The organism is Methyloversatilis sp. RAC08 (assembly GCF_001713355.1).
In the GTDB taxonomy this organism is placed as follows: domain Bacteria; phylum Pseudomonadota; class Gammaproteobacteria; order Burkholderiales; family Rhodocyclaceae; genus Methyloversatilis.
Window position 1 is genome coordinate 2,161,720 of the sequence record NZ_CP016448.1, and the last position, 23,003, is coordinate 2,184,722.

The following is a 23,003-nucleotide window of genomic DNA, read 5'->3' on the forward strand; positions in this document are numbered from 1 at the left end:
CATGACGCCCGATAGCTGGCTTCCGATCGGATTCGCTCTGCCGGACGGCACGCGGTGCGGTCGGCCGCTTCACGCCGACGCCCACTGGCAAATCCTCGACGCCCGCGATGGCGGCAAGGCACTGATCGTCACAGAGGATCTCTTCGCAAAGTGGGCTGCAGCCGGACTGACCGGCGAAGCCGAATTCCCCGTCTTTTCATTTGGATCCGATTCTTTCCGGGAGTTGTTTTGCGCCTCTGACCAGATGCTTGCGCCGCTGTCGGATTGTCGTTCGCCAAACAACAAGAACGAGGCACTGGCATTTGCGGCAGCGCTGCGGCAAACCCGCGCGATTGACCCCCACACGCCCCTGCAGGATGCAATCTATGTCGCAAAGCTCGCGCGCCTGCTGCCGACCTTCGGCGGCACTGCGCCCGCGGGTGACGACGTTGTTCTTGGCCAGTGGCTAACCGGCGGTGCCGGCGTGTCAGTGAGGTCATTCCGCAGGCTTCAGCAGATGCTGACATGGTTAGGCGCTCAGGATCTGTTGGACGTTGTGGACAGTGCAGGAATGGGTGCTTCCGAGGGTTCCTCGACTTTTGGCTTTCGCGCAGCGCAGGCCTCGGACCAGGATGGCGTGCCGCTGAGCGACGCACGCACGCCTTCAGCAAGCGCGCGGCAGGGCGGCGGTGTCGCCTCGGACAAGGCCTTCGAGCTTCCGGGCCGCCCTGAACTCGAAGCTTTCTTCAACGAGCACGTCGTCGACATCGTTCGCAATCAGGCGCGCTACAAGGCGCTCGGCGTGGGTTTTCCATCAGCGATCGTTCTGCATGGGCCGCCCGGATGCGGCAAGACTTATGCGGTCGAGCAGCTGATCGAGTTTCTTGGCTGGCCGGCTATCCAGATCGATGCTTCCGCCGTGGCAAGCGCCTTCATCCACGAAACCAGCCGCAAGATCTCCGACGTGTTCGCGAAGGCGATGCAGATCGCCCCGTGCGTACTGGTCATTGACGAAATGGAGGCTTTCCTCGCCGACCGGGAAAGCGGTGGCGGAGGTGGCCACCACCGGGTCGAGGAACTTGCCGAGTTCCTGCGCCGCATCCCTGAAGCCGCCCGAAATGAAGTCCTGATCATCGCGATGACCAATCGGCTTGACATGATCGATTCCGCGATCATGCGGCGCGGGCGCTTCGACCATGTCATCAAGGTGGATTACGCGAAAGAGGATGAAGTGCTTGCGCTGCTCAACAAGCTGCTGGTGACGCTACCGAAGGACGAGACCATCGATCCGGTGCCGTTGTCCCTGAGATTGGCGGGGCGCCCGCTTTCCGATGTCACCTTCGTCGTTCGCGAAGGCGCCCGACTGTCTGCCCGCGCGGGACGCGACGCGCTGGCTCAGGATTTTCTGCTCGCGGCACTCGATGCAACGCCGTCGAGAGACGGGGACAACGCCGGCCCGCGCATAGGATTTGTGTAAGGGGTACCGATTTGGCGTATTGCGAAATTTGCCAGCCGAGGGAACGGTGCGTTGTGGGTCCGGACTTGCGGGCGCCCGTATGCGCTCAGCAGAAGCTCGCGCAGCAGCGGGGTGCATGCATCGCTTGGGATTTTGAGTATTGGAATCCACGCCCTTCTCTCTGACGCCTAACCTCATTTGCCAACGGTCGGCATCGGCATGAACCAGATCAACACCGGGCTACACGCGAACCCGTTCAGCATTCTGGGCGTGACCCCTCAGGACGATCGCCGCAAGATCGTCGAGCGCGCGGAGGAACGCGCTCTGCACCTGGAGGGCAACCTGTGCTCGACGGCCCGCGCCGACCTGACCCATCCGCGGACTCGGCTTTCCTGCGAAATGGCGTGGCTGCCCGGAGTTGCCCCGGCCACCGTTGAAAAAGTCCTGCAGATGCTTGCGGATTCTCCGCAGGCGGTTCTGGCTGAGCCGGGCCTGTCCAGCCTGGCCCTCGCCAATCTGATGTCAGATGCGTGCGAGCGCGTTCCTGCGGACGAACCCGCTGCATCCGTGGCCGAATTCATGAGCGATTTTGCCGATCTTGTCGACAGCATCGAGCCTGAAGCAGTCCTTCGCGATGTGAATGCCGACAGGGTGATCGCCGGGTTCCCCGAGGTGCGCGGGATGGACCTTGTCGAGGAGGAACTTGCCGAGCGTCGTCGAACATATCGATTGGCGCTGAAGAATCTTCTGGACTCCATGTACCCGACAAGACTCATCGACACCATGACCGGGGCGGTCAAGAGAGCCACCCGCAACGGCGAGAAGCAAGGCTCGACATTGATCGAGGATCTGGTGGATAGCTACGAAGTCGAGGTGCAGGGGTTCCTCCACAAGGAACTCGACAACATTACAACACTGCTCAATGCCGCCCGAGAGATGGCGCCGCTCGGCGAGACGGCACTCGTACTGACCACGGCGAAGCTTGAGACGGTCGTGCGCAAGTGGGTCAGGGTCGCGCAACCGATCCAGATCAGTGCCAAATCTCGCGGAACGGCGCATCCGATGAGCATGAAGGTTGGCAACGATCTCAGAAACCTCAGCGTCGAACTGAACAACACGCACGGAATGCGCAATCATCTTCGCAGGATGATTGAATTTCTGCGGGAACTGTTTGCCGAACTCACCCACCTGATGGAATTGCTGGAAGAAGACTCCAAGGCAATAGGCGCGTTTGACGAAACGAACGACCCGCATCGCATCAACTTTCGCGCGAAGATTGGTTTTCCAATGTTCAGGCGGGAGTTGGGCATCTCGCCGGAGGGCGTGGTCTGGAACGGCGAAACCTTCCCGCTCGAGACGATCACCCGGGTGCGCTGTGGCGAAATGCGGCATGCGCCGGTGGGAACTGGCGTTATCCGGTACATCATCGGTTTTGGCGACAATTTCTCGGAGCAAACCGTCAAGTTATTCGATCAGGCAGTCGCCGATGTGTTCATCGAGCGACTGTGGCGGGCAGTTTGTGTCGGGCTGATTTCCGACATGATTTCGGCGCTTGCGCAGGGGACATCCTTCCATTTCGAGAACATCACGATCGAGGACGACGCCGTAACGCTGGTGAGGGAAAACTTTTTTGGGCTGAACGACCGGGTTCGCGTCGGTTGGGATGAAGTCGGCGTCGGTCGAAAGGACGGCTGCTTCTTGATCGGCCAGAGCAACAAAAGCAATGTCAGAGGGTCGGCGTGCTACGTCAGCACATGGAATGTTCATCTGCTGGAGCACATCGTGCGCAGCTGCTTGACAAGACGTTGCCTGAAACTCAGCGACTCGATAAGGGGCTGACGGATCGTGACGCGAGACAACGGAAAAAAAAGAGGATTCGCAGCAATCGAGGGCATGGTGACCGATCTGGAGGCGACAAGCCGGTCGTCTCGCGCCCTCTACATCGGACAGCCGATCGCAACCTGGAGATACGCCTTCAACGGCAAGGGCTGGCTGATCATCAGCCTCTGCGTCGGCCTCCTTTTTGTACCGCTAGGCGACCGTGACGCTACGTCGTCGAAGTCAGGCCTCGCATCGAGCGCGCCTGCCTCGCCTGCGCCGACCGTGCCCATACAGGCGACTGCGATCCCGCCTGCGCCGACACCGCTGCCTCCGCTCGAACCGGTCGTTGGAGGCAACACGCCTCCCGAAACCAAAGTTTCGAGAACCTTGTTGGTAGAGCGTGTTCCTCCGATCGGCAAAGGGCTCGTACTGGACCCAGCACAGATACGCTACTGCCTGTCGGAGGGCATACGGATTGCCGCTTGGCATGAACGAGCGAACCGATATTCGCAAAGAGCCGTCGACACGTTTAACGCTGTGGTCAATGACTACAACGCTCGTTGCGGCAATTTCAGCTATCGCAGCGGCACGCTCGAAAGCGTTCGTGCAGAGGTTGAGAAAAATCGGGACATGCTGGTCCAGCTGGGTTTTGAAAGCGCAGAGCGAAATCGTTGAGGCAAGAAGCAGACGGTTGAGCGTGGCTGTGAATTGGAGTTGCTCTCCTTCAAGCTACTTCACGGAACCGCTTATGAAAGCAACCCTTCCGGGATTTTCTCTACCGAACGTCACGATTGCGAAATTCGCGTCTTCACGACGTCGTGTTTCGCCAATTTTCACCCCGGAATCATTGATATGAGGTCTGTTGTGCGGTTATCGCCTCGAGTTTCGCAGCCTCAAGACGCAACTTTCCCGTGCGGTGCGCACAGCGTTCGTTGCGACAGCACCAGACTGGCCATCGCCATCGCCATCGCCATCGCCATCGCGATCGCAGTCAGCAACTGCAATTGCGCCGTGTTCTTTGCCGAAACCTTTTAGCGGCACTTGCGGTGGCGGAACAGATTCTTCACCACGTGAAACACGTGTTCGACCTTCGCGCGGATGCTCGCCTTGGTGTGCTCCACTTGCTCGAGCGGCTTGCGCACCGGGTCAGCCTCATTGCGCTTCTTGTAGGTCGAGCGCCTGCGCGCGATCACGAATTCGGCGGTGCTGTCTCTGTCTCTTTGAGCGCTTCGCGTTTCTTCGCGCGCTGGTAACCCGCGTCGGCATGCACATGCTTATCTTCTCCGTGTAGCAGTTTTTGCGTCTGGCTCACGTCCGATTCGTTCGCGGCTGTGGTGACCATTGAATGAGCGAAGCCTGTCTGCGCATCGACGTCGATACGCGCCACCTGTGCGGCTTCGCTACGCTCGTGACCGCATCCCGCTGCGCGGGACCGCCCTGCGGGCGTCCTTCGCCTTCGGCTTGTCATGCCGAAGTACCACTGGTTGCCCTTCTTCGTCTGATACATGTCCGCGTTGAACTCGTGTTCGGTGTTCTTCGTCGACGGCGAAGCAACGATCAAGGTGGCATCCACAATCGTGCCCTCGCGCAGGATCAGACCCTGCTGACCCAGGTGCTCGCGGATCAACGCAAAGATGCTCGCGGGCAGGCCAACGCTTTCGAGCAACCGGCGAAACTTCAGCAACGTGGTCTCGTCCGGTGGCTGTCTTTCGATCAGATCGATGCCCACGACACGGCGTACCGCGATGCTGTCGACAATCGCGTCCCCAGCGCCTTCAACCGACAGGCCTAGACAGTTCTGGCATAAGAACACCCGCAGCATCGTTTCCAGCCCGACCGGTAGGCGACCCCGATCGCCGCGGTAGTAGTGCTGTTCGATCAACCCGACAAGAGCGGACCACGGCACGGTCGATCCAGGTCAATCAGACATTTCTCCCGACGCGTCGGCATCTGAAGAGCCGAGTACTCCATGTCGGCGAAGCTGGTTTGCTTTTTCATCGAGGTAGTTGCAAGACTCGGGATCACATGGGCACTCAAAAGAGGCGAAATTAAATCCGGGTTTCTCTAAGTAGTTTCTTGCGCCAGACCGTTTCAGACGAGCTTACTGGCTCTCCTGGATAATCCGCGCGAACTGTCTCTTCAAACTGGAGACGTACGAGCAGCCGTTTGGATCGTGAGTTTTCTGCGCTGGTTACTGCATACACGGTACATACCGAATATTCTGTTCGGAGCAGATCAAACATTTCAAGGCACGCCAGATACGCCACGTTGTGGCCCCAGAATTCGCTGTTGAACATGTAAGCAATATCTGCCCAAAGATCTCGGGTGACAGTGGCTTGAACATAGCCAACTAGCTGTCCGCAGCGATGGCGTACCACCCAGTTTAGCCACAGCTCGGTCCCGTCGGGTGATTTGCCTATCTCAAGAAACTGAAGTCGCTTAACAAACCACTCGAGTGATTCGGGAGGCGTATCGACGACGTACCTGTACATCGCTGCGTCCTGCAAGACGGCGAATAGTTCCGCAGCATGGTGTACGCCCTGCCGCTCAAGGTACGTGAGCGGCTCGTCAGAGGGGGTTACTTGCATCAATCCTAGACCTTTACACGCATCGTAACGGAGCAGCGTCGCGGTCTGAAGTACGCCACTGCGCACCGTAAAAATTCAGGTGGCAAAGCGCATCCGCATACGCTAACATTCTTTTGAAGTACTATATACGCATAGCTTTTGATTTGTCGCCTTATCATTCTTGAGTGATAAGTTGTATCTTCATTTTATGGAGGACTAACCTTGGCAACCGCACCCAAAGACCTCTCTGCTCTCGAGGCAGCGACGCCCACGCTGATCAAAAAGCTTGCGAAGATGACGAAGACGCTCACTCCTGAGGAGATGCAGGTGCTAAGCGAGATCGTAGAATCGGCAGCGATTTACACTAAGCTCGTACAAGCCCATGAGGAGGGCGACGGGGACATTGTGTTCATGAAGCCGAAGTCCGTTCACTCAACGATCAAAATGAAAAAGGCGTACGCTAATCTTTCCAAGAAGCTTGGACTTGAAAAGAAGTAGCCTGCGGTCGGCTACTCAAAATGAACATAGCAGCCTGGACTTCGGCTGTTGAAGGCTGCGTCTTCAATACGAGGGCTACATGAGTGTCGAATCGACTTTGGCGAGTCATTTCACTAAGTTGAGAGCAGACCTTTCGCCCGAAGAATTTGAGAATTACAAGCTGCTTCTTTGTATGGCCGCTGGAGGTCTTGCGCCGAGAGGTGCGCGTCCGCGCAGCGAGACATGTACCGCGGCATTCAAGACTGTTCTTCGGTGCCTAAACGAAATGCGCCTTAACGGGTCCGCATGGCGCGGGAGACCGCAGGCGATCACGGACCACACGCTCGCGGCGTTACAGGGGGAGAGTCGGACGACTCGAGAAGTTGCGAAGCCTACTGATCGCTACCTTTTGGGCCGCGGTGGCAGAATTGCTGACAGGTTTGCTATGGACAGCGAACTTAAGCGATTCGTACAAAGTCTCTTTCCCGGCGTTATGCCAACCGGTGTAGCGAGTTATATTTACTATGATGGGGAAGGGCATGGACTCGATCCGCACATCGACACGGAAGTCTATGAGATAAACGTTATCGTGATGCTTGAGCACGTGCTTCCTGTAAGCGGCGAACCCTCCCATCTTCTCATATATGAAAACGATGTTGTGCCCAATCGCGTGCTGCTTGTGCCCGGCGAAGTTCTCATACTCAACGCTGGCAGCGTGGTGCATGCTCGAGAAGATATGGCACGTGGAGAGAAGGTCAGTATTCTGACGGTAGGCTTCTCATATGAGTTGCCGTGAGCAATTCGAAGGCTATATCGCTTGGGATTCACGTCGGTCACGACGCTGCCTGTGCAGTGGCTATCGACGGCCATTTAGTGGCTGCGATCCAGCAGGAACGCGTCACTAGACGGAAGCATGATGGACAAGAGTGCCTGTCAAATCGGCTGCCTATTCATGAGGTTCTACAGGCGGCAGGTGTATCTATCGACGACGTTCAGCGTATTGTCAGTAGCCACCAATCTGCGGCGCCAGGCGGCATCGGGTTTGGTAAAGAACTTGTTTCTCCCGACTTCTCGAGATTCACTCCAACGGATTCACGGCACTTTGCAATTTCGCATCATCTGGCGCACGCCTATTGTGTCGCGCCATATTTGAATGGTGATGATTGTGCGATCCTTGTTACTGATCTTGCTGGCTCGACTACGCACGACGGTAAAGACTACGAGATGTCATTTAGCGAACTGGTTGCAACTTTAAGAGTTTTGCGCGAGGCAAGTCCTGTTAGAACAGAATGTTTGTCCATTTACAAATGGGAAGGAGGCCGCCCGTTTCTTGTTGATCGAGAATTCGCCATTCCACACAGCGAGCCCGACTGCTTCGTTTTTAGTCCTGCCAGCCTTTATGACAATGCCTCGCAATCGGTGTTTGCCAAGCCGAATTGCTACGGGCAATTGATGGCGCTCGCGTCGTATGGCGCGGTCACCAAAAACGCAGTTAGCCTTTCTATCGACGAAATTTGCCAAGTGCATGAGCACTCTGTTGCTTGGCTCAATGGATGGCAAAGCAAGGCGTTCCTGTCGCCATTGAACTTTGAGGGTGCAGCCGCATTTGCTTCGGTGGTGCAACGGTGTACAGAGGAGTCCATCCTTGCCTATGCACGCCGAGCCTACCGTTTAACTGGTGCCAAGCGCTTGGCCGTATCGGGAGGGCTATTTCTCAACATTAATACTAACAGCAGACTCGCGTATTCAGGCTTGTTCGAACACATCTCCGTTCCAAGCGCGCCCGGAGACGCCGGTATTGCTGTCGGCTGTGCAATGTATGGTCAAGCGTCCCTGGGGGTCGACTTGAGAGGTGCGCGAAGTAGCTCCGACAGGCTTGGGCCCGTATACGCTGCGTCGTCGATACGTAAATCGGCTGAATCGTTTGCGCCACTAGTTATGATCGAAACACTATCGGTTCCACGAGTAGCAAGTGATCTACGCTCGGGTCACATTGTTGCCCGTTGTTCGGGTCGGTCCGAGTTCGGACCCCGTGCATTGGGAGGAAGAAGTCTGCTAGCTTCACCATTGGATGCAGAAACCAAGAACCGGCTCAATCAACTTAAGGGGCGACAGCATTGGCGCCCGGTTGCCCCAGTCGTTCTTGAAGAGCGCTTTGCTGATTACTTTGAAGGGCCTCCAGCAAGCCCGTTCATGAGCTTCGTGCATAAGGTTAAGCCGGAGCAGCGGTCAGTACTATTGGCGTTGGAGCATCCGGATCACTCGACTCGAGCGCAAACGTTGGATACGCATTCAGACGCAGCACTTCGAGAACTACTGCTGGCGTTTGAGCAACTCACGGGTCACGCCATGCTTGTCAATACCTCCCTAAATGGACCCGATGAACCGATTGTTGAAACCCCGGAGGAAGCTTTAAGATTCTTCATAAAAAATGCGGCCATCGACGCACTTATAATTGAAAATCTGTACTTGCGAAGAGCGCGTAGGTGGGATGAGGAAAAGTGGAAATGCACCGAGATTAGACTTGCTTCCGACTGTATCACGGGCGGATTCGTTGGGCACAACGGGCGCGAGTCTCGTATCTACCGTGCGTCGAAGTCGATTGAGGTAAGTGAGGAGTGTTGTGCACTTTTGACTTCTCATGCGCTGGATTTTTTGCCCACGCTGGAATTTTTACAGCTTGCGCAGAGTATTTCTGCGTCTGTACCTGACGAACTGCACAAACTCGTCGCCGACGGCTGGTTGGAATGGCGTCGCGCATGACGCCCCACGCCGGCCCAGCCGACGAATTACGCGTTCGCCCCCACAGCGAGATACCTCCACGCTCTCGCGGTTCATCTGCTTCCTGGTCTTGTCTGCGCAATGGGCCTTAAGATTGGCATTCCAGACCCATTCGATCCTGGGCTGCTGGGCTTTGTCCCGTTTCGCTCTCGCGCTCAGCATGACTGCGTTCTGCGTCGCACCACGTAACGACGATAAGCCGACGGGGCAATGTGCAGAGCCGTGCAGGTCGGCTCCAGTGAAGCGCCCCGGGTTTGAACTGACCCCCAGAAGTTGGACAAACTTCGAGGGGGTTTCATGAAAAGGTATCAAACAGAGTTCAAGCTCAAGGTGGTCAAGAGCTTTTTGGCTGGAGACGGCGGAGCGAAACTGCTGGCGCGGCAGTGGTCAGTGTCTGAGGAGAAGATCCGCACGTGGGTGAGCCACTACCGCCTGCACGGCATTGACGGTTTGCGACCCAAGCGCAGCACGTACAGTGCGCAGTTCAAGCTAAAGGTACTGTCCCACCAGGACCGCGAACAGCTATCGAGCCGCCAGGTTGCCGCGATCTATGACATCCGTAATCCCAACCAAGTCGTGGTCTGGCGACGCAAGCTCGATGAAGGCGGCGTTGAAGCCCTCTGGAATAGAGAGCAAGGGCACCCCAGTATGAAGAAAGACCAACACTGCCCAGCGCCACCAAGCATATCCACCACCGATTCGGTGCAGGCGCTGCGCGAAGAGAACGAGCAACTACGCGCTGAGATGGCCTACCTAAAAAAATTGCAAGCCTTGATCCGGTCGAAAGGATCAGTTGCGCCGACAAAGCGCGTCTGATTGCCGGGTTGAGGCGTCACCATAAATTGGCGGACCTGCTGCAGATAGCAGGCCTGGCGCGCAGTACGTTCAATTACCACTGCGCAGCCCAGCGCGGGAACCAGCAGAGCGCCATGGAGCCCAGGATCCGCGCTGTCTATGACGAGCACAAGGGCCGCTACGGATACAGGCGAAGAAGCGCTCCCGAAACGTCCCAGGCATTAGCGATGCGCACGTACCGAACGTTCTGAAGCGCGACTTTTTTGCGGCATCGCCAAACCAGAAATGGGTGACGGATGTAACCGAGTTCAATGTGAAGGGCCACAAACTCTATCTATCAGCCTGTATGGACCTCTACAACGGCGAGATCATCGCGCACCAAATGGCAAGGCGTCCCGTCTTCGAGCTGGTTCCCAGCACGCTTCGGGCAGCGCTTTCGCAGATCGCCTGTACCGCGGAACTGATCGTCCACTCAGACCAAGGCTGGCACTACAAGATGAAGCCTTATCGAGAAATCCTCGCGCAGCGTGGAGTCAAACAAAGCATGAGCCGTAAGGGCAACTGCCTTGACAACGCGGCAATTGAGAGCTTCTTCGGCACGCTGAAGGCCGAGAATTTCAACCTTGAAGCACCCAATAGCCTAGAAGCGCTTGAAGCGGGCGTAGATGATTACGTCCGCTATTACAACCACGAGCGAATAGAGCTCAGACTGAAAGGGCTTAGCCCGGTGGGTTATCGGCTGAGAAACACCGCCTAGTTGGCGGCATGGCAACCGTCCAACTTCTGGGGGTCAGTTCAAATCCGGGGCGCTTCACTTGCTACACAGGTGGCGCCGAACGGAGACGCACTACTTTCAGGCAGGGTTGTACACGACATAGAGAGTGACCGCTCCTGCGAAAACTTCAGCATCGCTGCTGGCAAGCATCATGACCGTCTCACTTTCCTTGATTACCTGCAGTTGTGGCGCTCTCCCAGTCAGCGCTTCGGCGCCACTTGACAGAGAGGCCGCGAGAGTTCCGTCGCAAGAGACATTCACTGGTTCTATCGACCAAAAAGCTGCGTTCTGTCCCTTGAGCGCGCAAAACTCTGCACGGTTGTGGGCGATCTCCACGCATTCACGCCACGCTCTTTGTAGAAATTCGTCTCTGAGGTCACTGAGGCTCGGGAGCGGTCCCATCCTTAAATCATTCAAGGTCGGTACGCCGGACCGAATAAGTTCGGCAACTTTCTCGCGCACTTGGAAGACCTGCTCATGCCGACCGCCCGATAAGGGAGCAAGGTCTTTCGTCGCGCGATAGAGCACTGCGGCGAGTTCCTGCGAGCGCGACACGCGCGGCGGCGCGAATCCTAGCGCAGGGGCCGAAGCAATGAGCGAACTCCAAGGCACCCAGACCTCATCAAGGATGAGAACCGGCAAGCTACCTCCGTATCCGTCTGCATAGACGGAAATAGCAATTCCTATACCCGCTGGGGTCGCGTTATGACTTTTGGAAAGCACTTCAGACTGTACGCGACCCGACCACATCTCAAAGACCGCTTCCCACTCATGCGATAAGGCGCTGATTCCCTTCATTGCTCCGAGGGGGTATGCAAATGTGTCAGTGCCATCCTGCCGGAATGGCACCCGTAACGTCGCAACTGCGTCTAAGGAAAGTGGTTGTTCTGCTCCCTCAAGGAGTTCTCGTCCTATCGCCCGAAAATGGTCCTTTAGAGTGCGGCGATCGCTTAATTGGATCCGATTTCTTACATGTAGGCGGGGTATTAAGCGCGTGCACTTCGATACGCTGGTGGCGAAGACAAACTCACGCGAAACCGTTACGCTACCAAGCATTTCGTTCCGCGTTGCCGAAACTTCCGGCATCGCGGTCGCGTGTTGGAAGATGTCCAGTGCGCTCAGCGTGAGGCGACGGCCGGACAGCGAGGCCATTCCCTGCACGGCCTGCGCTTGATCATAGTATTCAAACCTTCCTTTACTTCCTGGCGCCGGTCCCACGATAGGTGTTTGGGTCACAGGTAAAACGTCGGCCGGAAGACCGCTTTGCTCCGCTTTGGTAACATCGGTTAGCTCAACGAAAGCTCGTCGTTGAGGGTTGCCCAAAGCCGCGGTTATGCATTCAAGCTGCAAAGAGTCCTTTTCGGCCTTGCCATCTCGCGAGTGCCCGGTTCTCGCGTCTGAGCGCGTCACGTAGGAAACAAAGCTGTCGACCGGCTGTTCAGCGAGCGCGTCCAAGGTCTCGATACGTACGTAGGATGCGAAAGCGTCGGCGAGGTCTTCCACAAACCGGGCCATGCGTTCGCACTGCAGCCGCACTTCGGTGCCTGGTCCGATCATGTCCCACTTTGCTACTTCAGACATGGCTGTCATGAGCGAGGCCGAGTAGTGCTGAAGCGTTACCAGCGCGTCGAAAAGACCCCTTACAGGTGCATTGAGCGCTGTTTCCCCGCTCGGAGTCTGATAGCGCACCGCGAACTTGACGCGATCCTGCTCTTCGCCGGGTACCGCCGCGTGGAGTCGATAATTCCACGCGCGCGCCTGCCGGAGCGAAGTGGGTTGCCCGTTCAACGCCGTGGCATCGTGCCCATACAAATGGGGCGGTTTGGGCAATTCACGAAGTGGAAGTGGAATAGCAACTTCCCCAGGAAGCGAAACGGTTTTCGCTGCAGTGGCTCCTGTGCTGAGTATTTCAAACCACCGAGAAGGTATGTAGTCCCCAAAACCACCTGGCCATTTCGTCTCGACATACTGCGGCGAAAATCTAAGTGCTTTGCCTTCCACACTAGCGACACGGCGCGTTCCGTTCCAGAAAACCACCAGCGGCGACGATGCATCGTTGGTCTGAACTCTGAACTTCGAGAACTTGAAGGCATTTGTACGCGGTTGTACTACCTCCAGTTCGCCAAAAATGCGTGAATGATAAGACGGTCCGGTTGCGCCCACTCGCCGCACGTCGCAGACTGCGCCAATGCGATAGACGTTTCGAAGATCTGCAGAAGCTAGGTCCCTCAGCTTCTTCTTGATAGCTTCGGCTGGCGCCACCCCAAAATGTGAGTACTCCACTGGCCGGAGTTGTTCAGAGAACCACGTCCCAATGCGGCGTTTCGCCGAGATTAGTCTGTCAAAGCTCGTCGGTGACGCCACGCACATTCGCGAGGCGACTGCAGGTGCGAGCATGGCCTCTATGAGTTCGAAGCTGCTCCGAGACATATCGTCCATGTCTAATTCGCTCACGGACTTCGCAAGGGGCTTTAGCGGCGGTAGGCCCTCCGGGTCGAGTAGTTGCGCCTCGCCGGAGCGGAACTGCATCGCTAGCGGCCTCGGCGAGAACGACACGATCTCCCGCTTGGCAGTAAGCGGCTCTCGGAGAATTTCGGGCCTAGCAAGCCAGCAACTTTGGTCGATCGTGCGTTCCTGCAACTTAAGTAAGATGCCTACCGGTAAATTGTCTACCGCTAACGCTCGCTCCAGACTATCGGCCATAGCTGTCCATTCACTGGAGGAACCATCGCCTACGGCAGCGAGTGCGTTCGACACTGAGGTCTGGAGTGACGGATCGTCTCTCAGAAGCTCAGCATCGCATAACGATTCCTCTCGACTTAAGACGATCTCCACGCGAATGAGTTGGATGTCTGCGCCGGCGCGCAGCACGCGCTGTACCTCAGCAGGGGCGACGGTAAGGTTCAACGTCGCCGATACCAAAACGGGATCCGGTTTTGCGGGAGGCATCCGTACCTTCAGTTGTTCGGCCACATCGTGGGCGAAGGCGGCCAATGCTGACGCGACATCAGGAGGCGGCGCCGACAGGGCCAGTGGAGTGTCGCCAACTCGCACGCGCGCGGCGGCAAACGCACCGGGACCTTGCACAATCCACTTCAGCCGGCTGAACAACTGAACGTATTGCTCCCGGGTATCTGCGGAAAGCTTGCGGAGCGCGTCGACCGGCATTGACCAATTGAGCAAAATTTCAAATTTGCAGTTTGCGCCGCTGCGCGCGCCTCTCCACTGAAGCGATACACCCGGATACGAGTCGATCCTCTGCAGCGGGTCCGTATATTGGTGGACAATGTCATCCGGATATTCCTCGCGGACGTCAAACGGAAAGCGATGTCCGGTCTCATCGCGCAGAGAGAACCTCAAAACGCGCTGCAAATTCGCACCCACGGCTGCGTAGGGATTTCGATCTCTGGGGTCCTTCAGCAACCCGTCCTGCTTGCGGTTCGCGCTGGCAAACTGCATAAGGGGCAACAGCGCTGTGTGAAAGAATGCCTCGGGCTCCTGTGTCGATAGAATCTCGGTCGTCTCATTCGGCGGCCGATCTACAGCAAGTGCCGAGCTATGGTCGGCGTCCAGAACGACCATATGGGGCGACGCTCCTCCGTTAATGCCCCACTCGAGGAATGCGTACCTCGAGATGAATTCCGCAGCGGCCGCTTCCAGTCCGCCATAGTGCGGATTCGGCCGCCGAACGACGAGCTTTGCAAAGCCTATCGGCACGCCATTTGCTAGCTCATACCGGTCCTGCAGCGCCACGACTACGGTGGGCTGCAGCGGCAACTGGGTCGTATCGGAAAAAAGAAAAGTTTCGTAGGGGTGTATCCGCCCCTCTTGCGCCGCGTTCGGGAAGGCCGGGCGCCGCCATACGAGCGGGATATCGACGGACTCCTTCCTGTCGAGTTGAGCCTCAATCTCCGCGACGAGTTGGGCATTCACGGATTCGTCAATTTGGATATAGAAGCCGTCGCTGTTGATAAGCGTCGCCTTCCACAGGAACGCTCGTACATCAGTTGGCCTCGTGATGTCGGCGATCATAGACTCACCGTTAGCTGCGGCCCGCAAGTCGGGATTGGCCTCACTCGACAAATTAGTCGCGAAGAAGCGAACGCCACGGTCAGTGAGACGAAGAAGCGTGCGGGGGTCTGCCGAATTTGCTACACCTTCCGGAGAAGGGTTCCAGAGGACAGCGAACTGGGCCGGGGCAATGTCGGCCAATTTGTCGCTCCAAGACTGAAGTACCAACCTCGCGGATTCACCACCTCCGGAAAGTCCATAGACGCCGCGAATCGCGCTTGGCGGCGTGGCTCCAGTCCCGAAAACAGAGATACTCGACGGTGCCTGGTTGAAGAGGCGTCGCACCTTGAACTGAAACGTTCCGCCGAAGTACATCCCGGCTGCGTGCGTTAGGTCAACATGCGCACTGCGGGGACTCTCCTCGACAAGATTTTTTGTCTCGTCCGACGAACCGAGTCCTTCGAACCTGAGCGCGACGCTGCCGCTTGGTGGCACACCCGGTGTGTGCAATTTCATCTGCTCCTGCCGCAACGCACCGGGCACTTCAAACATTGTCCCCATCCGGTTGACAGCATCGCGTCCGACGAAGGCCAGCCCACAAGTAAAAGTCACGGTACGCAACCGCTTAACGCGGATCTCAGTGACGCGTAAGTTAACGCCAGCTGCAGCCACTTTTTCGGCCGCTTCGCGGAGTACCGCCTCCGCCACTGCGCCGTTGATGTTGTCAAATGGCAATTCCACGGGGGCAACAATCCACTCCGCACCGGTGGGATCCGCGACAAGGGATGTGTCGCCGGCATGGACTCCATTTGGATCCCAACGAATATCAAGCCCAGCCGTGGCACTCAGTGAACCCCAGCGGTTGAGCAAATCCGGAACTCGCTGCGCGTGGCACAGGACAGCTGCAGCTTGCTGCGCCACTTCGACCGCAGGAGATGCGACGCCGCCCGGAGGTACCGCCTCCATTGCGGCCAGGAGGTCTGCAAAGCTCATCCACTCTTTCTTTTTCGATTCCATGATGCGGAGCGCCTGATGAACGGCTCCTTCGACCACCGCAACAAACCAGTCTTCGAGAAAGATGTCGATAAGCGCACGCTTGGTCGGACCGACTATGTGATCGCTCTGCGACGAATCCAATGCATCAAGATCCGGCCGGGCCTCGGCAAGAGCCGTTCGAACCTTTTGCTCCCAGTCCTCGTTGAAAGTTAGGTATGCCGGATCGGCATAATCCCGGATCAGCCTTGTTCCCGGATTGCTTAAAATCCGAATCTCCTTCAGCCAAGGCATAGGAATCCCGTGCAGAGGATTGTCGCTCTGGAGTTCACGGTCCGACTGCAAGGACAGACGCGCGAGCAACTCCTGCTTAGCGGTCTCGGGAAACCTCAGCGTGAAGACAGTGTTTAGCTTAAGAAAGCTGCGGATCGAACCTTCTTCCAGCGGCTTCGACATGCTCATGTCCGGCAACAGCACGCGCCACCGAGACGCACTTAGCCCATCGGGACTGCGCATTTGCCGTAGCAGATGGCGCAACTTCTTCTGTTCGATGTCGGTTGGGTCGTGGCCGGACATGCCAATACTTAACCGCACCGCCCAGCGTAATCCTGCAATGACTAGGTCACGTATCGAATCCCCAGACGTAGCCGGCAAGCCTTGCGGATTGGGATTGACGAATGCCAGCACTGGGCTGAGCACCGGATGGCCCGCGTCGTCAAGGTGCGCATCAATGCTCACGGCGAGAGGGATCGAAAGCTTGTGCGCAACTACGCGTTCAGGAACCCAGCTAATCGGATCAGGCCATAGTTCCGGAGGCTTGACTGGCGGCTCGCTGAAAATCAGAGCGTCTTGTGGCTTATCGCCCCCGAGCCGGTAAGGCAACGTCGTACCGATCCTCAACCTCCTAGCGAAGCTGAAGTGGATGGCGATCTCAATCCTGCGGCCGAAAATGCGGAATCGCGCCACTACGAAGCGGACATACACACTAACGCCGGCTTCCGCGTATATGGCGATCTGTTCCCACGTTTCGGCGATGATGCCCGTCTCAATCCAAGCCCGGATGTAAACCGCCGCGCTAACCACTGCGAAATTGACCTCACCGAATACTTCGAGCAGGATGCCAACTGAGCCAGCTATCTTAAGGTATGGGGATCCAGCCGCGGAAGTCGCATTGATTCTTGCCAGCGCACCCTGAAGGATGCCGTAGACGGTGAGCGATGCCCCAGCGGAAAAGATACCTTCTCGAATCTCTTTGCCTAGCCCAATGCGAAACGCGACCTGCAGTTCGTACACGGGTTTTAGGTCCAGCCGCCGGTACAATTCCAGGAGCTCGCCGGTTGCACCGGCGGCAAGAAACTGGCTGGAGCGTCCCGATAGCAAGCCAAGGCTAAGGGAGGCAGAGCCCAGGAATGGAAGCATCTGCAGAGTTCCGGCTTTACTGAAGTCGTTTCCCTGGAATGCGAAGTTATAGCGCCAGTCGCCGATCGAGTATTTCTCAAAACCTAAAACCGGAAGCGTCAGGCTGCCCGCGCCAAGTTCGATCGTCCGAAGCCCCTTCATGTCCACTTCAACTGCAAAGACTCCGAGATCATCCTCTAGCTTCTTGTAAAGGATGTCGAGTGCGAACCACGGCGCCTTCAGTGGCGCATCGACTCGCAGGCCGTAAAGTGGAATGTCGTCGAGAAACGCCAGCTTGAATGCAGCAATGTCTTGCTTAATTTTCCCGCTCGCTATCAGGTTCCACTTCCCGGTCGGCAGGTCGGGCCGCAACTCGTCAAGGCGCTCGCTCTTGTACTTCTCTTCCAGCCACTCTTTCGACTTGGTGACTGCATCGCTGACAGAAGTGATCTTCGCAATCTGGCCCGGATCGACAAGCAGAACGTTCTGCCCAAGCGCAAGGTAGTCCAGTGACACCGGCCCGGCGTTGCTCTCCTCAGTGAGTGCGACAACCCATGTGGGCATGCTGTTTAACGAGCCGGAACCCATCTCAACTACTGCGGCCATCAAAAGGCCCGCGGGTTGTTCTGGTATCTGATAGCCGAAAGCATCCAGTTGCGGCTCTTCGAATCCTATCCCCAACAGGTTCCTGTCTGAGTACTGCTTCAGGATTACTTTCTTCGCTCTGAGCCTGAGGATCCCCTGGATTCCGATGTCCAGAGGGCCTGCCCCCCCAACAAACTTGAAACCGAGCGAAAAAGGCGGGACGCCGCCTTGCAACAGGCGGCGAAAGTCAAACCAGCCGACCAGCACCTTTGCCCGAAGGAGCTTCGACGCGTCAGTTAGTGCGCCAAGGCTACCCATGTCGACGTCGAATTCCAGACCGAAATCGAAGCCTCCACCCGTTTCCAGCGAGGGCATCAATCCTTTAAGGTCGAAGTTGGTGAAGCCCAGATCCGGCAGTTCAAGGTGCGGCGCCTTCGGCCAATCAACTTCCGGCACTGAGAAGTCGCCGCCCCCCCAGCGCAACCCCGAAAGCTTGATGGGAAAATTTTTTAACCAGCCAGCGCCGGATGAAGGCTTTCGCCAATCAACTGCAATATGACCAGCATCGAAACCAAAAGATGCGTTGGCATCACCATTCTTCGTCATGTTGATCGACAGATTGTCGAAACTCACGGCTTTGGCACCGGATACTTCTTCAATCGAATGCCCGAATGTGATCTCGCCCCAGATGCCGATCCTGCCGAATACCGTTGCTCCGATCTTGCGCGAAGCCAGTTCAAGCCGCGTAATGCGGATCCGCTCAATGACCTCTTGGCTTGCCATCGTGATAACTTGTGCGCCAAGTGCTCGGATCAGATACTGATCCTTCCCTTCTGCCGATCTTCCCTGGTAGCTGCCTTCGATGCGGACTAGCCGATTCTTCTCCCCCCCCGCATCCGTGTCGCTGGCTTCTGCCCCAAGCAATGCACTGACCCGCAACTGCGCCTTTGCAACAAACAGTTGAATCGCAGAGTTATGGACAGTGACATCAAGATTTTTCAGTTTCAGGCCAAAATCGCGTGGTTCAGTATCGAGGTTATCCGGGTCAAAATAGTGGATGCCCACAAAGGCCGCGGGAACCTGCGAGGGTGTAGTCGAGCCACTACGTCCAGCGTTTTCACTGACCTTCGAGAGATCCACGCCGAGGCATGGCACCCAAAACTTCTTATTCGGGGGTAAACCTGCGCCGATGGCGGCCAGATCATCCGGCAGCTCGTTCGCGTTGCTCAGTGCATTGAAGACGATCACCCCGTTCCAGTCGGGATCCGTAAGTTTTTCGTGCAGCCTTTGATAAGCCTCCTTAGCCTGTTGCGTGATCTTAAGATCACCCTTGGCCAGTGGCGTAAATCCATCGGCGAGCCTCTTCAGCCGCGCAACGGAAGCCTTAAGTTCACGTTGAGCAATTGCCGTGTCCGCATTGAGAACTTCAGCCAGGCTCCAGTCCATGGGGGTAGATATCTGGTCAACGAGAGACTTTCCGCTACCCAGTTTGACTACCAGTATCGGAGCGCCTACTGCAGCTTGGCTGATACTTGAATCGGTCTGGCCTACGTCCACCCCTACCTTCCATCGGGCGACGCTGAGTTGCACCTTCATGGAAGATTCCGGGCTGACACTGCCATGCACGGGCATGCTGTCCGGAAATCGGGTCGCCACCAGAAAGGAGGACGCTCGCGAAAGAGATTCTTCAACCGGCCACCGCAGGATCTGTTTAGGCCTTTCAAGTACTAATGAAGCTTCAATGTCTCCTGTTGAGACAGCAAAAGCCACCTTCATCCAGCGATTGTCTTCGTCAAGCGCGACCGAGAAGCCTTGGGGCATGACTACCCATCGCGATTTAGGCGGGCCGTCTTTTATCGAAAGAAATGATTGAGCCCGAGCATCTGCTGCTATACCGCGCCTGGTCTGGATTAGGCTCTGCTTCTCGAGCCTGCGTGCAGCACCCAATTCGCCGGAGGTCAGGTTTCGCACCGGTAGCCACGGCATGGCTGACTTGTCGCTGTGCGCTCGGACGGATGTCGGCGCGGGGTCGAACTGCATGCCCGGCGCGTCCCTCAGACCATTGAATGAATTGATACCCCTGTGAACTGTTTTAAGTGCAAAAAGCGGTGCTTCTTCGGGCTGACCCGCATACTGGAAGGGAGATGCCTTCGCACTTATTGGCAACACCCAGGCGGTGAGCGCGTTGTGTGTGAGTTGGGTTTGGCCCACTGGCAGAAACGCAGGCGATCCACTGATAAATTTGATTTTCGTCGGAAGGTCGCTAGTTCCGTCGCCGAACAGGACAAAGTCGGTGCCGGCCATTCCGGTTAGAACCTCCATCGCATCCACACCCAATCCGCTCGCGACCGCGCGAGTGGTCTTTTGGAACGCGACTTCAAACGTCCCAGCGGGACTCATGTGCATGCGCGGGCCAGAGTTTTTCGGGTTGGCGAGCAGTCTGAACATCGCGTCGTTGGTTGTACTCAACTTGAGTTGCCGACCCGCCGTATCGAGGAACTGCGCCATGAGATCGACACGGGACTTAAATTGGAACCGAGTATGCGTGGCGTCGAGAACGTAAGGGTGCACAAAGGCTTCGATGCCCGTCGAGCCCAAAGCGGCTTCGCTAGCTTGCATATCGAAACACGGGAACACCTGCGCACGCTTGCCCGACTCCATGTATTTAATCATGGGCGGTGCGGCTTCCAAGAACTTGCGGCTAGCCGATTGGTTGACTTCGAACCGCCACGATCCGCTCGCATCCGACTTATCGGTCACTGCCAACTGGAGGACCGAAGGCATGCCGCCAGAAGTGTCCCAACTGAGTTTGATCCGAAATCCGCCAATAAAAACATCAAACGGAGGTTGGCTCTGGTCCGCCGACGTGAACCGGAATCCGGACGCCGTCGGCTGCACGGAGAAGACTGGACGCTGAACCGGCCTAAGGATCAATTCGGTTTCGTCAGAAGCCGAGGAACCGATCGTATGCAGGAGCAAGCCGCTGCCCCAATTGCCATCGGCAAATGCTGAATCCGCCTTGAAACGCAGGTACGGGGGCGGCGACTGCATCCCCTTCTTCCAAGCGATGAGCTTTAAACCCGAGCCGCCCCATAGACGCCACACTGACTCCAGGAAGGACTGGATGTCAGCCGGCGTCTCCTGACCTTCGGCTACCAGGAAGACGCCGCCGGCGGACCAAGCATCTTCGAGCGAGACTGGGCCCGGCGCCGCCTGCGGCGCCCAGTAGCAGAAACGCGTGCGGGCGTCTGCCGCTGGGAAGGTTTCATGGAAGGTCGAGCCAGGAAGGCGGGTTAACGTGACCATGAAATTTCATCTCCCATTTGAAGCACTACGCCCATGAGCGAGGTATCAGAGCCGTCTGCGACGCGCAGTTGTACGAGCTCTGCATCGAAGCGCCTGAGGACCTTCAAACCCCTTAGGGCGCCCCTTAGAACGTGATTTCGCCGCTCGGAAAGCAGGTCGGCTTCGATGGAGTCACGCGCGCCCTGGCTCTCGGCGCGCGCCAATGGTGAGGATAGAAGCCCCTGAAGACGCTTTGAGGAGTTGCGCTGCACAAGGTCGAACACCGACGTGCCGACCTCCACCCAGACCGGCTGGCCGTTCACAGTGACCGGAATCTCGGGCACCAAGAGGCCGCGGAATCTGAAGAGGAGGCACTTGAGGTCGGCGCTGAACATCTCGCAGGCGGTGTCCAGATCAGGGTAGCTTCCATTGCTTTCCAACTGTCGCAGCAGCCGCTCAAGGCCGTCTGCGCCTATCGCACCCACCAGTGTGAAGCCGGGGTAGCCCGCTTCGCGCCGGAAGAACCTCTCGGACACGCTTGCAACGTTTGTGTGTTCATCCGGAGCAACGACAATTGAGGGGTTGAGTGCTGTGGGAACAAACAGCCGCCAATAGCGAGAGTCCGAGCCAAGGTCCGGCAAACCGCTGGCGGATTGCAACAGCAGTGTTGATGCTGTGCAGGCAGCGAAAGTGCAACTCGCTGCGTTACTTTCCCCACGAGCACCGGCACGCCGCGCACCCTGCGCCGCATCGAATCCCAGCTTGCCTAGCGACGTGGACCATCTGCCCGAACCCGGCGCACTCGCATCGGAACCGCTCAGCTCGAAATACACTGGAGCCGAAAGCGTGCCCGGGTGCGCGACGTCTGCGCTGCTGTCCGGGTCTGCAGTAATCGGAATCTCATGATGGACCCGAACACGCATGCCCGGAAGGATGTTCATGGATCTGGTTGCTGCATCGAAGTCATACTGGTCAACCCACGACCCGCTGGCACTTGTGGGAAGCATCTCCGCGATCAACAGGTCCAGCAATGAGCGGGCCCGTTTATCGTCTGTGCCGACAATGACGTGGGTCGAGGCGGGAACGTCTCCCCCCAGGCTTATCCGACATCCCGGCTCAGGCGCCGCCACTCCCTTCTGAAGAACTGCCAACGTTCTCTCGGACTTCTGAAGCTGGTCCAGCGAGGTCGAATTGAAGCGTACCGTTGTGCCAAAGAATGGATTGCTTGCGACCTGCCAGGAAATGGTTTCCTCAACTCGCCCATCTGTTGGGATCGCTGCCGAAGGAAGAATACTGACCGAATAGTCGATTCTCTGAGACGAACATCCGTCGACCTTTAGCCAAGGAATCCGTAGCTGCACTACGTCCGCACCATCCGATTCGCGTAAAAACGTCGTCCCCGGCTTATAGACAACCGTCTCCATGTCTGAAAGCTTAACAACGTACTCGTTAGAGACGCTGGCGCATCCGGTTAGACAAGCCCACAACACCCAAATGGCGAATCTCTTCGACATGTTGCACTCCTGTGCGACGGCTCTAGATGCTTAGCGTCCGGCGTGGCTGTGTCTCCTGACATGAACGTGCCGTCGGTAAACTTAAACTTCCGTTCACTTGGTAGAACGATGCCTCCGGCCAAAGTCTGGTTAAGGTGTAACCAGTAATCGACATCGAAATTATGCGCTATTTATTCGATTTTGGTAACTTAAACCTTATTCTCATAGAGTGATCTATTCCGCATAGTTGCTTGCTCAAGACTGGACGTTATTGAAGCCACTCTACAAAGCGCCACCTCACCGCTCTTCTGTTAGTTTTATGCCTTTCTAATGACACGTGGGCGTAGTAAAGTTCTCACGAGGACACGCTGGTCAGGCGAAACGGTCGTCGCCGAGCCATGCAAGCACTCGATCGCAGAAGAGGCACCGGAGCCGCCAAGCTTGTATGCGCCGAGTACTGCCTACGAACGGCGCTGACTCGAGAATATAAAGCCTACAGGTGCTGCACCAGCATCGATGATGGTGCGCTTAGAGCGGTTCACATTTATCCGCGCATCCACGTACATTCGCATGCGTCGCCGAACAAA

General features: G+C 57.0%; 11 protein-coding genes and 1 pseudogene. 8 read left to right on the plus strand and 4 right to left on the minus strand.

Annotation, left to right across the window (positions count from 1 at the left end):
* Nucleotide 1: 1 nt before the first annotated feature.
* The 3 genes from BSY238_RS10125 to BSY238_RS18355 all read left to right on the plus strand — a co-directional run bounded on the left by BSY238_RS10125 (nucleotide 2) and on the right by BSY238_RS18355 (nucleotide 3,931).
* Nucleotides 2–1,456, plus strand: a complete 1,455-nt coding sequence (locus tag BSY238_RS10125) for an ATP-binding protein (RefSeq protein ID WP_069039032.1) — start codon at nucleotides 2–4, stop codon at nucleotides 1,454–1,456.
* A gap of 198 nt (nucleotides 1,457–1,654) precedes the next feature.
* Nucleotides 1,655–3,274, plus strand: coding sequence for a hypothetical protein (locus BSY238_RS10130; protein WP_069039033.1), 1,620 nt, complete (start codon nucleotides 1,655–1,657; stop codon nucleotides 3,272–3,274).
* A 54-nt stretch (nucleotides 3,275–3,328) separates the two neighbouring features.
* The gene (locus BSY238_RS18355) at nucleotides 3,329–3,931 is read left to right on the plus strand and encodes a hypothetical protein (protein WP_150123924.1); all 603 of its coding nucleotides are present in this window, start codon (nucleotides 3,329–3,331) and stop codon (nucleotides 3,929–3,931) included.
* Between the two features lie 218 nt (nucleotides 3,932–4,149).
* Here the strand turns inward: BSY238_RS18355 and BSY238_RS10135 are convergent.
* Together BSY238_RS10135 and BSY238_RS18085 are read right to left on the minus strand one after the other, a co-directional pair.
* Nucleotides 4,150–5,254, minus strand: a pseudogene (locus BSY238_RS10135) (IS5 family transposase).
* A gap of 50 nt (nucleotides 5,255–5,304) precedes the next feature.
* The gene (locus tag BSY238_RS18085; protein ID WP_083224010.1) at nucleotides 5,305–5,844 is read right to left on the minus strand and encodes a GNAT family N-acetyltransferase; all 540 of its coding nucleotides are present in this window, start codon (nucleotides 5,842–5,844) and stop codon (nucleotides 5,305–5,307) included.
* 201 nt (nucleotides 5,845–6,045) lie between these two features.
* On the opposite strand from BSY238_RS18085, the gene BSY238_RS10140 reads away from it, so the two are divergent.
* The 5 genes from BSY238_RS10140 to BSY238_RS19060 all read left to right on the plus strand — a co-directional run bounded on the left by BSY238_RS10140 (nucleotide 6,046) and on the right by BSY238_RS19060 (nucleotide 10,633).
* Entirely contained in the window at nucleotides 6,046–6,321 is a 276-nt protein-coding gene (locus BSY238_RS10140; RefSeq protein ID WP_069039034.1) for a hypothetical protein, read from the plus strand.
* Between the two features lie 424 nt (nucleotides 6,322–6,745).
* Entirely contained in the window at nucleotides 6,746–7,096 is a 351-nt protein-coding gene (locus BSY238_RS18360; protein ID WP_150123925.1) for a hypothetical protein, read from the plus strand.
* Nucleotides 7,093–9,063, plus strand: coding sequence for a carbamoyltransferase C-terminal domain-containing protein (locus BSY238_RS18090; protein WP_083224011.1), 1,971 nt, complete (start codon nucleotides 7,093–7,095; stop codon nucleotides 9,061–9,063). The genes BSY238_RS18360 and BSY238_RS18090 overlap by 4 nt, the downstream gene beginning before the upstream one ends.
* A 315-nt stretch (nucleotides 9,064–9,378) precedes the next feature.
* On the plus strand, nucleotides 9,379–9,897 hold the full coding sequence (locus BSY238_RS19055) for a helix-turn-helix domain-containing protein (protein WP_069039036.1): 519 nt from the start codon (nucleotides 9,379–9,381) through the stop codon (nucleotides 9,895–9,897).
* A gap of 226 nt (nucleotides 9,898–10,123) precedes the next feature.
* Entirely contained in the window at nucleotides 10,124–10,633 is a 510-nt protein-coding gene (locus BSY238_RS19060) for an IS3 family transposase (RefSeq protein WP_442922963.1), read from the plus strand.
* Nucleotides 10,634–10,729: 96 nt separating this feature from the next.
* Here the strand turns inward: BSY238_RS19060 and BSY238_RS10160 are convergent, their stop codons facing one another.
* Together BSY238_RS10160 and BSY238_RS10165 are read right to left on the minus strand one after the other, a co-directional pair.
* Nucleotides 10,730–20,944, minus strand: coding sequence for a hypothetical protein (locus tag BSY238_RS10160; RefSeq protein ID WP_069039037.1), 10,215 nt, complete (start codon nucleotides 20,942–20,944; stop codon nucleotides 10,730–10,732).
* Entirely contained in the window at nucleotides 20,932–22,437 is a 1,506-nt protein-coding gene (locus BSY238_RS10165; RefSeq protein WP_150123926.1) for a hypothetical protein, read from the minus strand. The genes BSY238_RS10160 and BSY238_RS10165 overlap by 13 nt, the downstream gene beginning before the upstream one ends.
* Between the last annotated feature and the right edge of the window lie 566 nt (nucleotides 22,438–23,003).

Coding starts and splice junctions, on each gene's coding strand:
- BSY238_RS10125 (WP_069039032.1), top strand. CDS start 2: ATGACGCCCGATAGCTGGCTTCCGATCGGATTCGCTCTGCCGGACGGC.
- BSY238_RS10130 (WP_069039033.1), top strand. CDS start 1,655: ATGAACCAGATCAACACCGGGCTACACGCGAACCCGTTCAGCATTCTG.
- BSY238_RS18355 (WP_150123924.1), top strand. CDS start 3,329: ATGGTGACCGATCTGGAGGCGACAAGCCGGTCGTCTCGCGCCCTCTAC.
- BSY238_RS18085 (WP_083224010.1), bottom strand. CDS start 5,844: ATGCAAGTAACCCCCTCTGACGAGCCGCTCACGTACCTTGAGCGGCAG.
- BSY238_RS18360 (WP_150123925.1), top strand. CDS start 6,746: ATGGACAGCGAACTTAAGCGATTCGTACAAAGTCTCTTTCCCGGCGTT.
- BSY238_RS19055 (WP_069039036.1), top strand. CDS start 9,379: ATGAAAAGGTATCAAACAGAGTTCAAGCTCAAGGTGGTCAAGAGCTTT.
- BSY238_RS10160 (WP_069039037.1), bottom strand. CDS start 20,944: ATGGTCACGTTAACCCGCCTTCCTGGCTCGACCTTCCATGAAACCTTC.
- BSY238_RS10165 (WP_150123926.1), bottom strand. CDS start 22,437: ATGTCGAAGAGATTCGCCATTTGGGTGTTGTGGGCTTGTCTAACCGGA.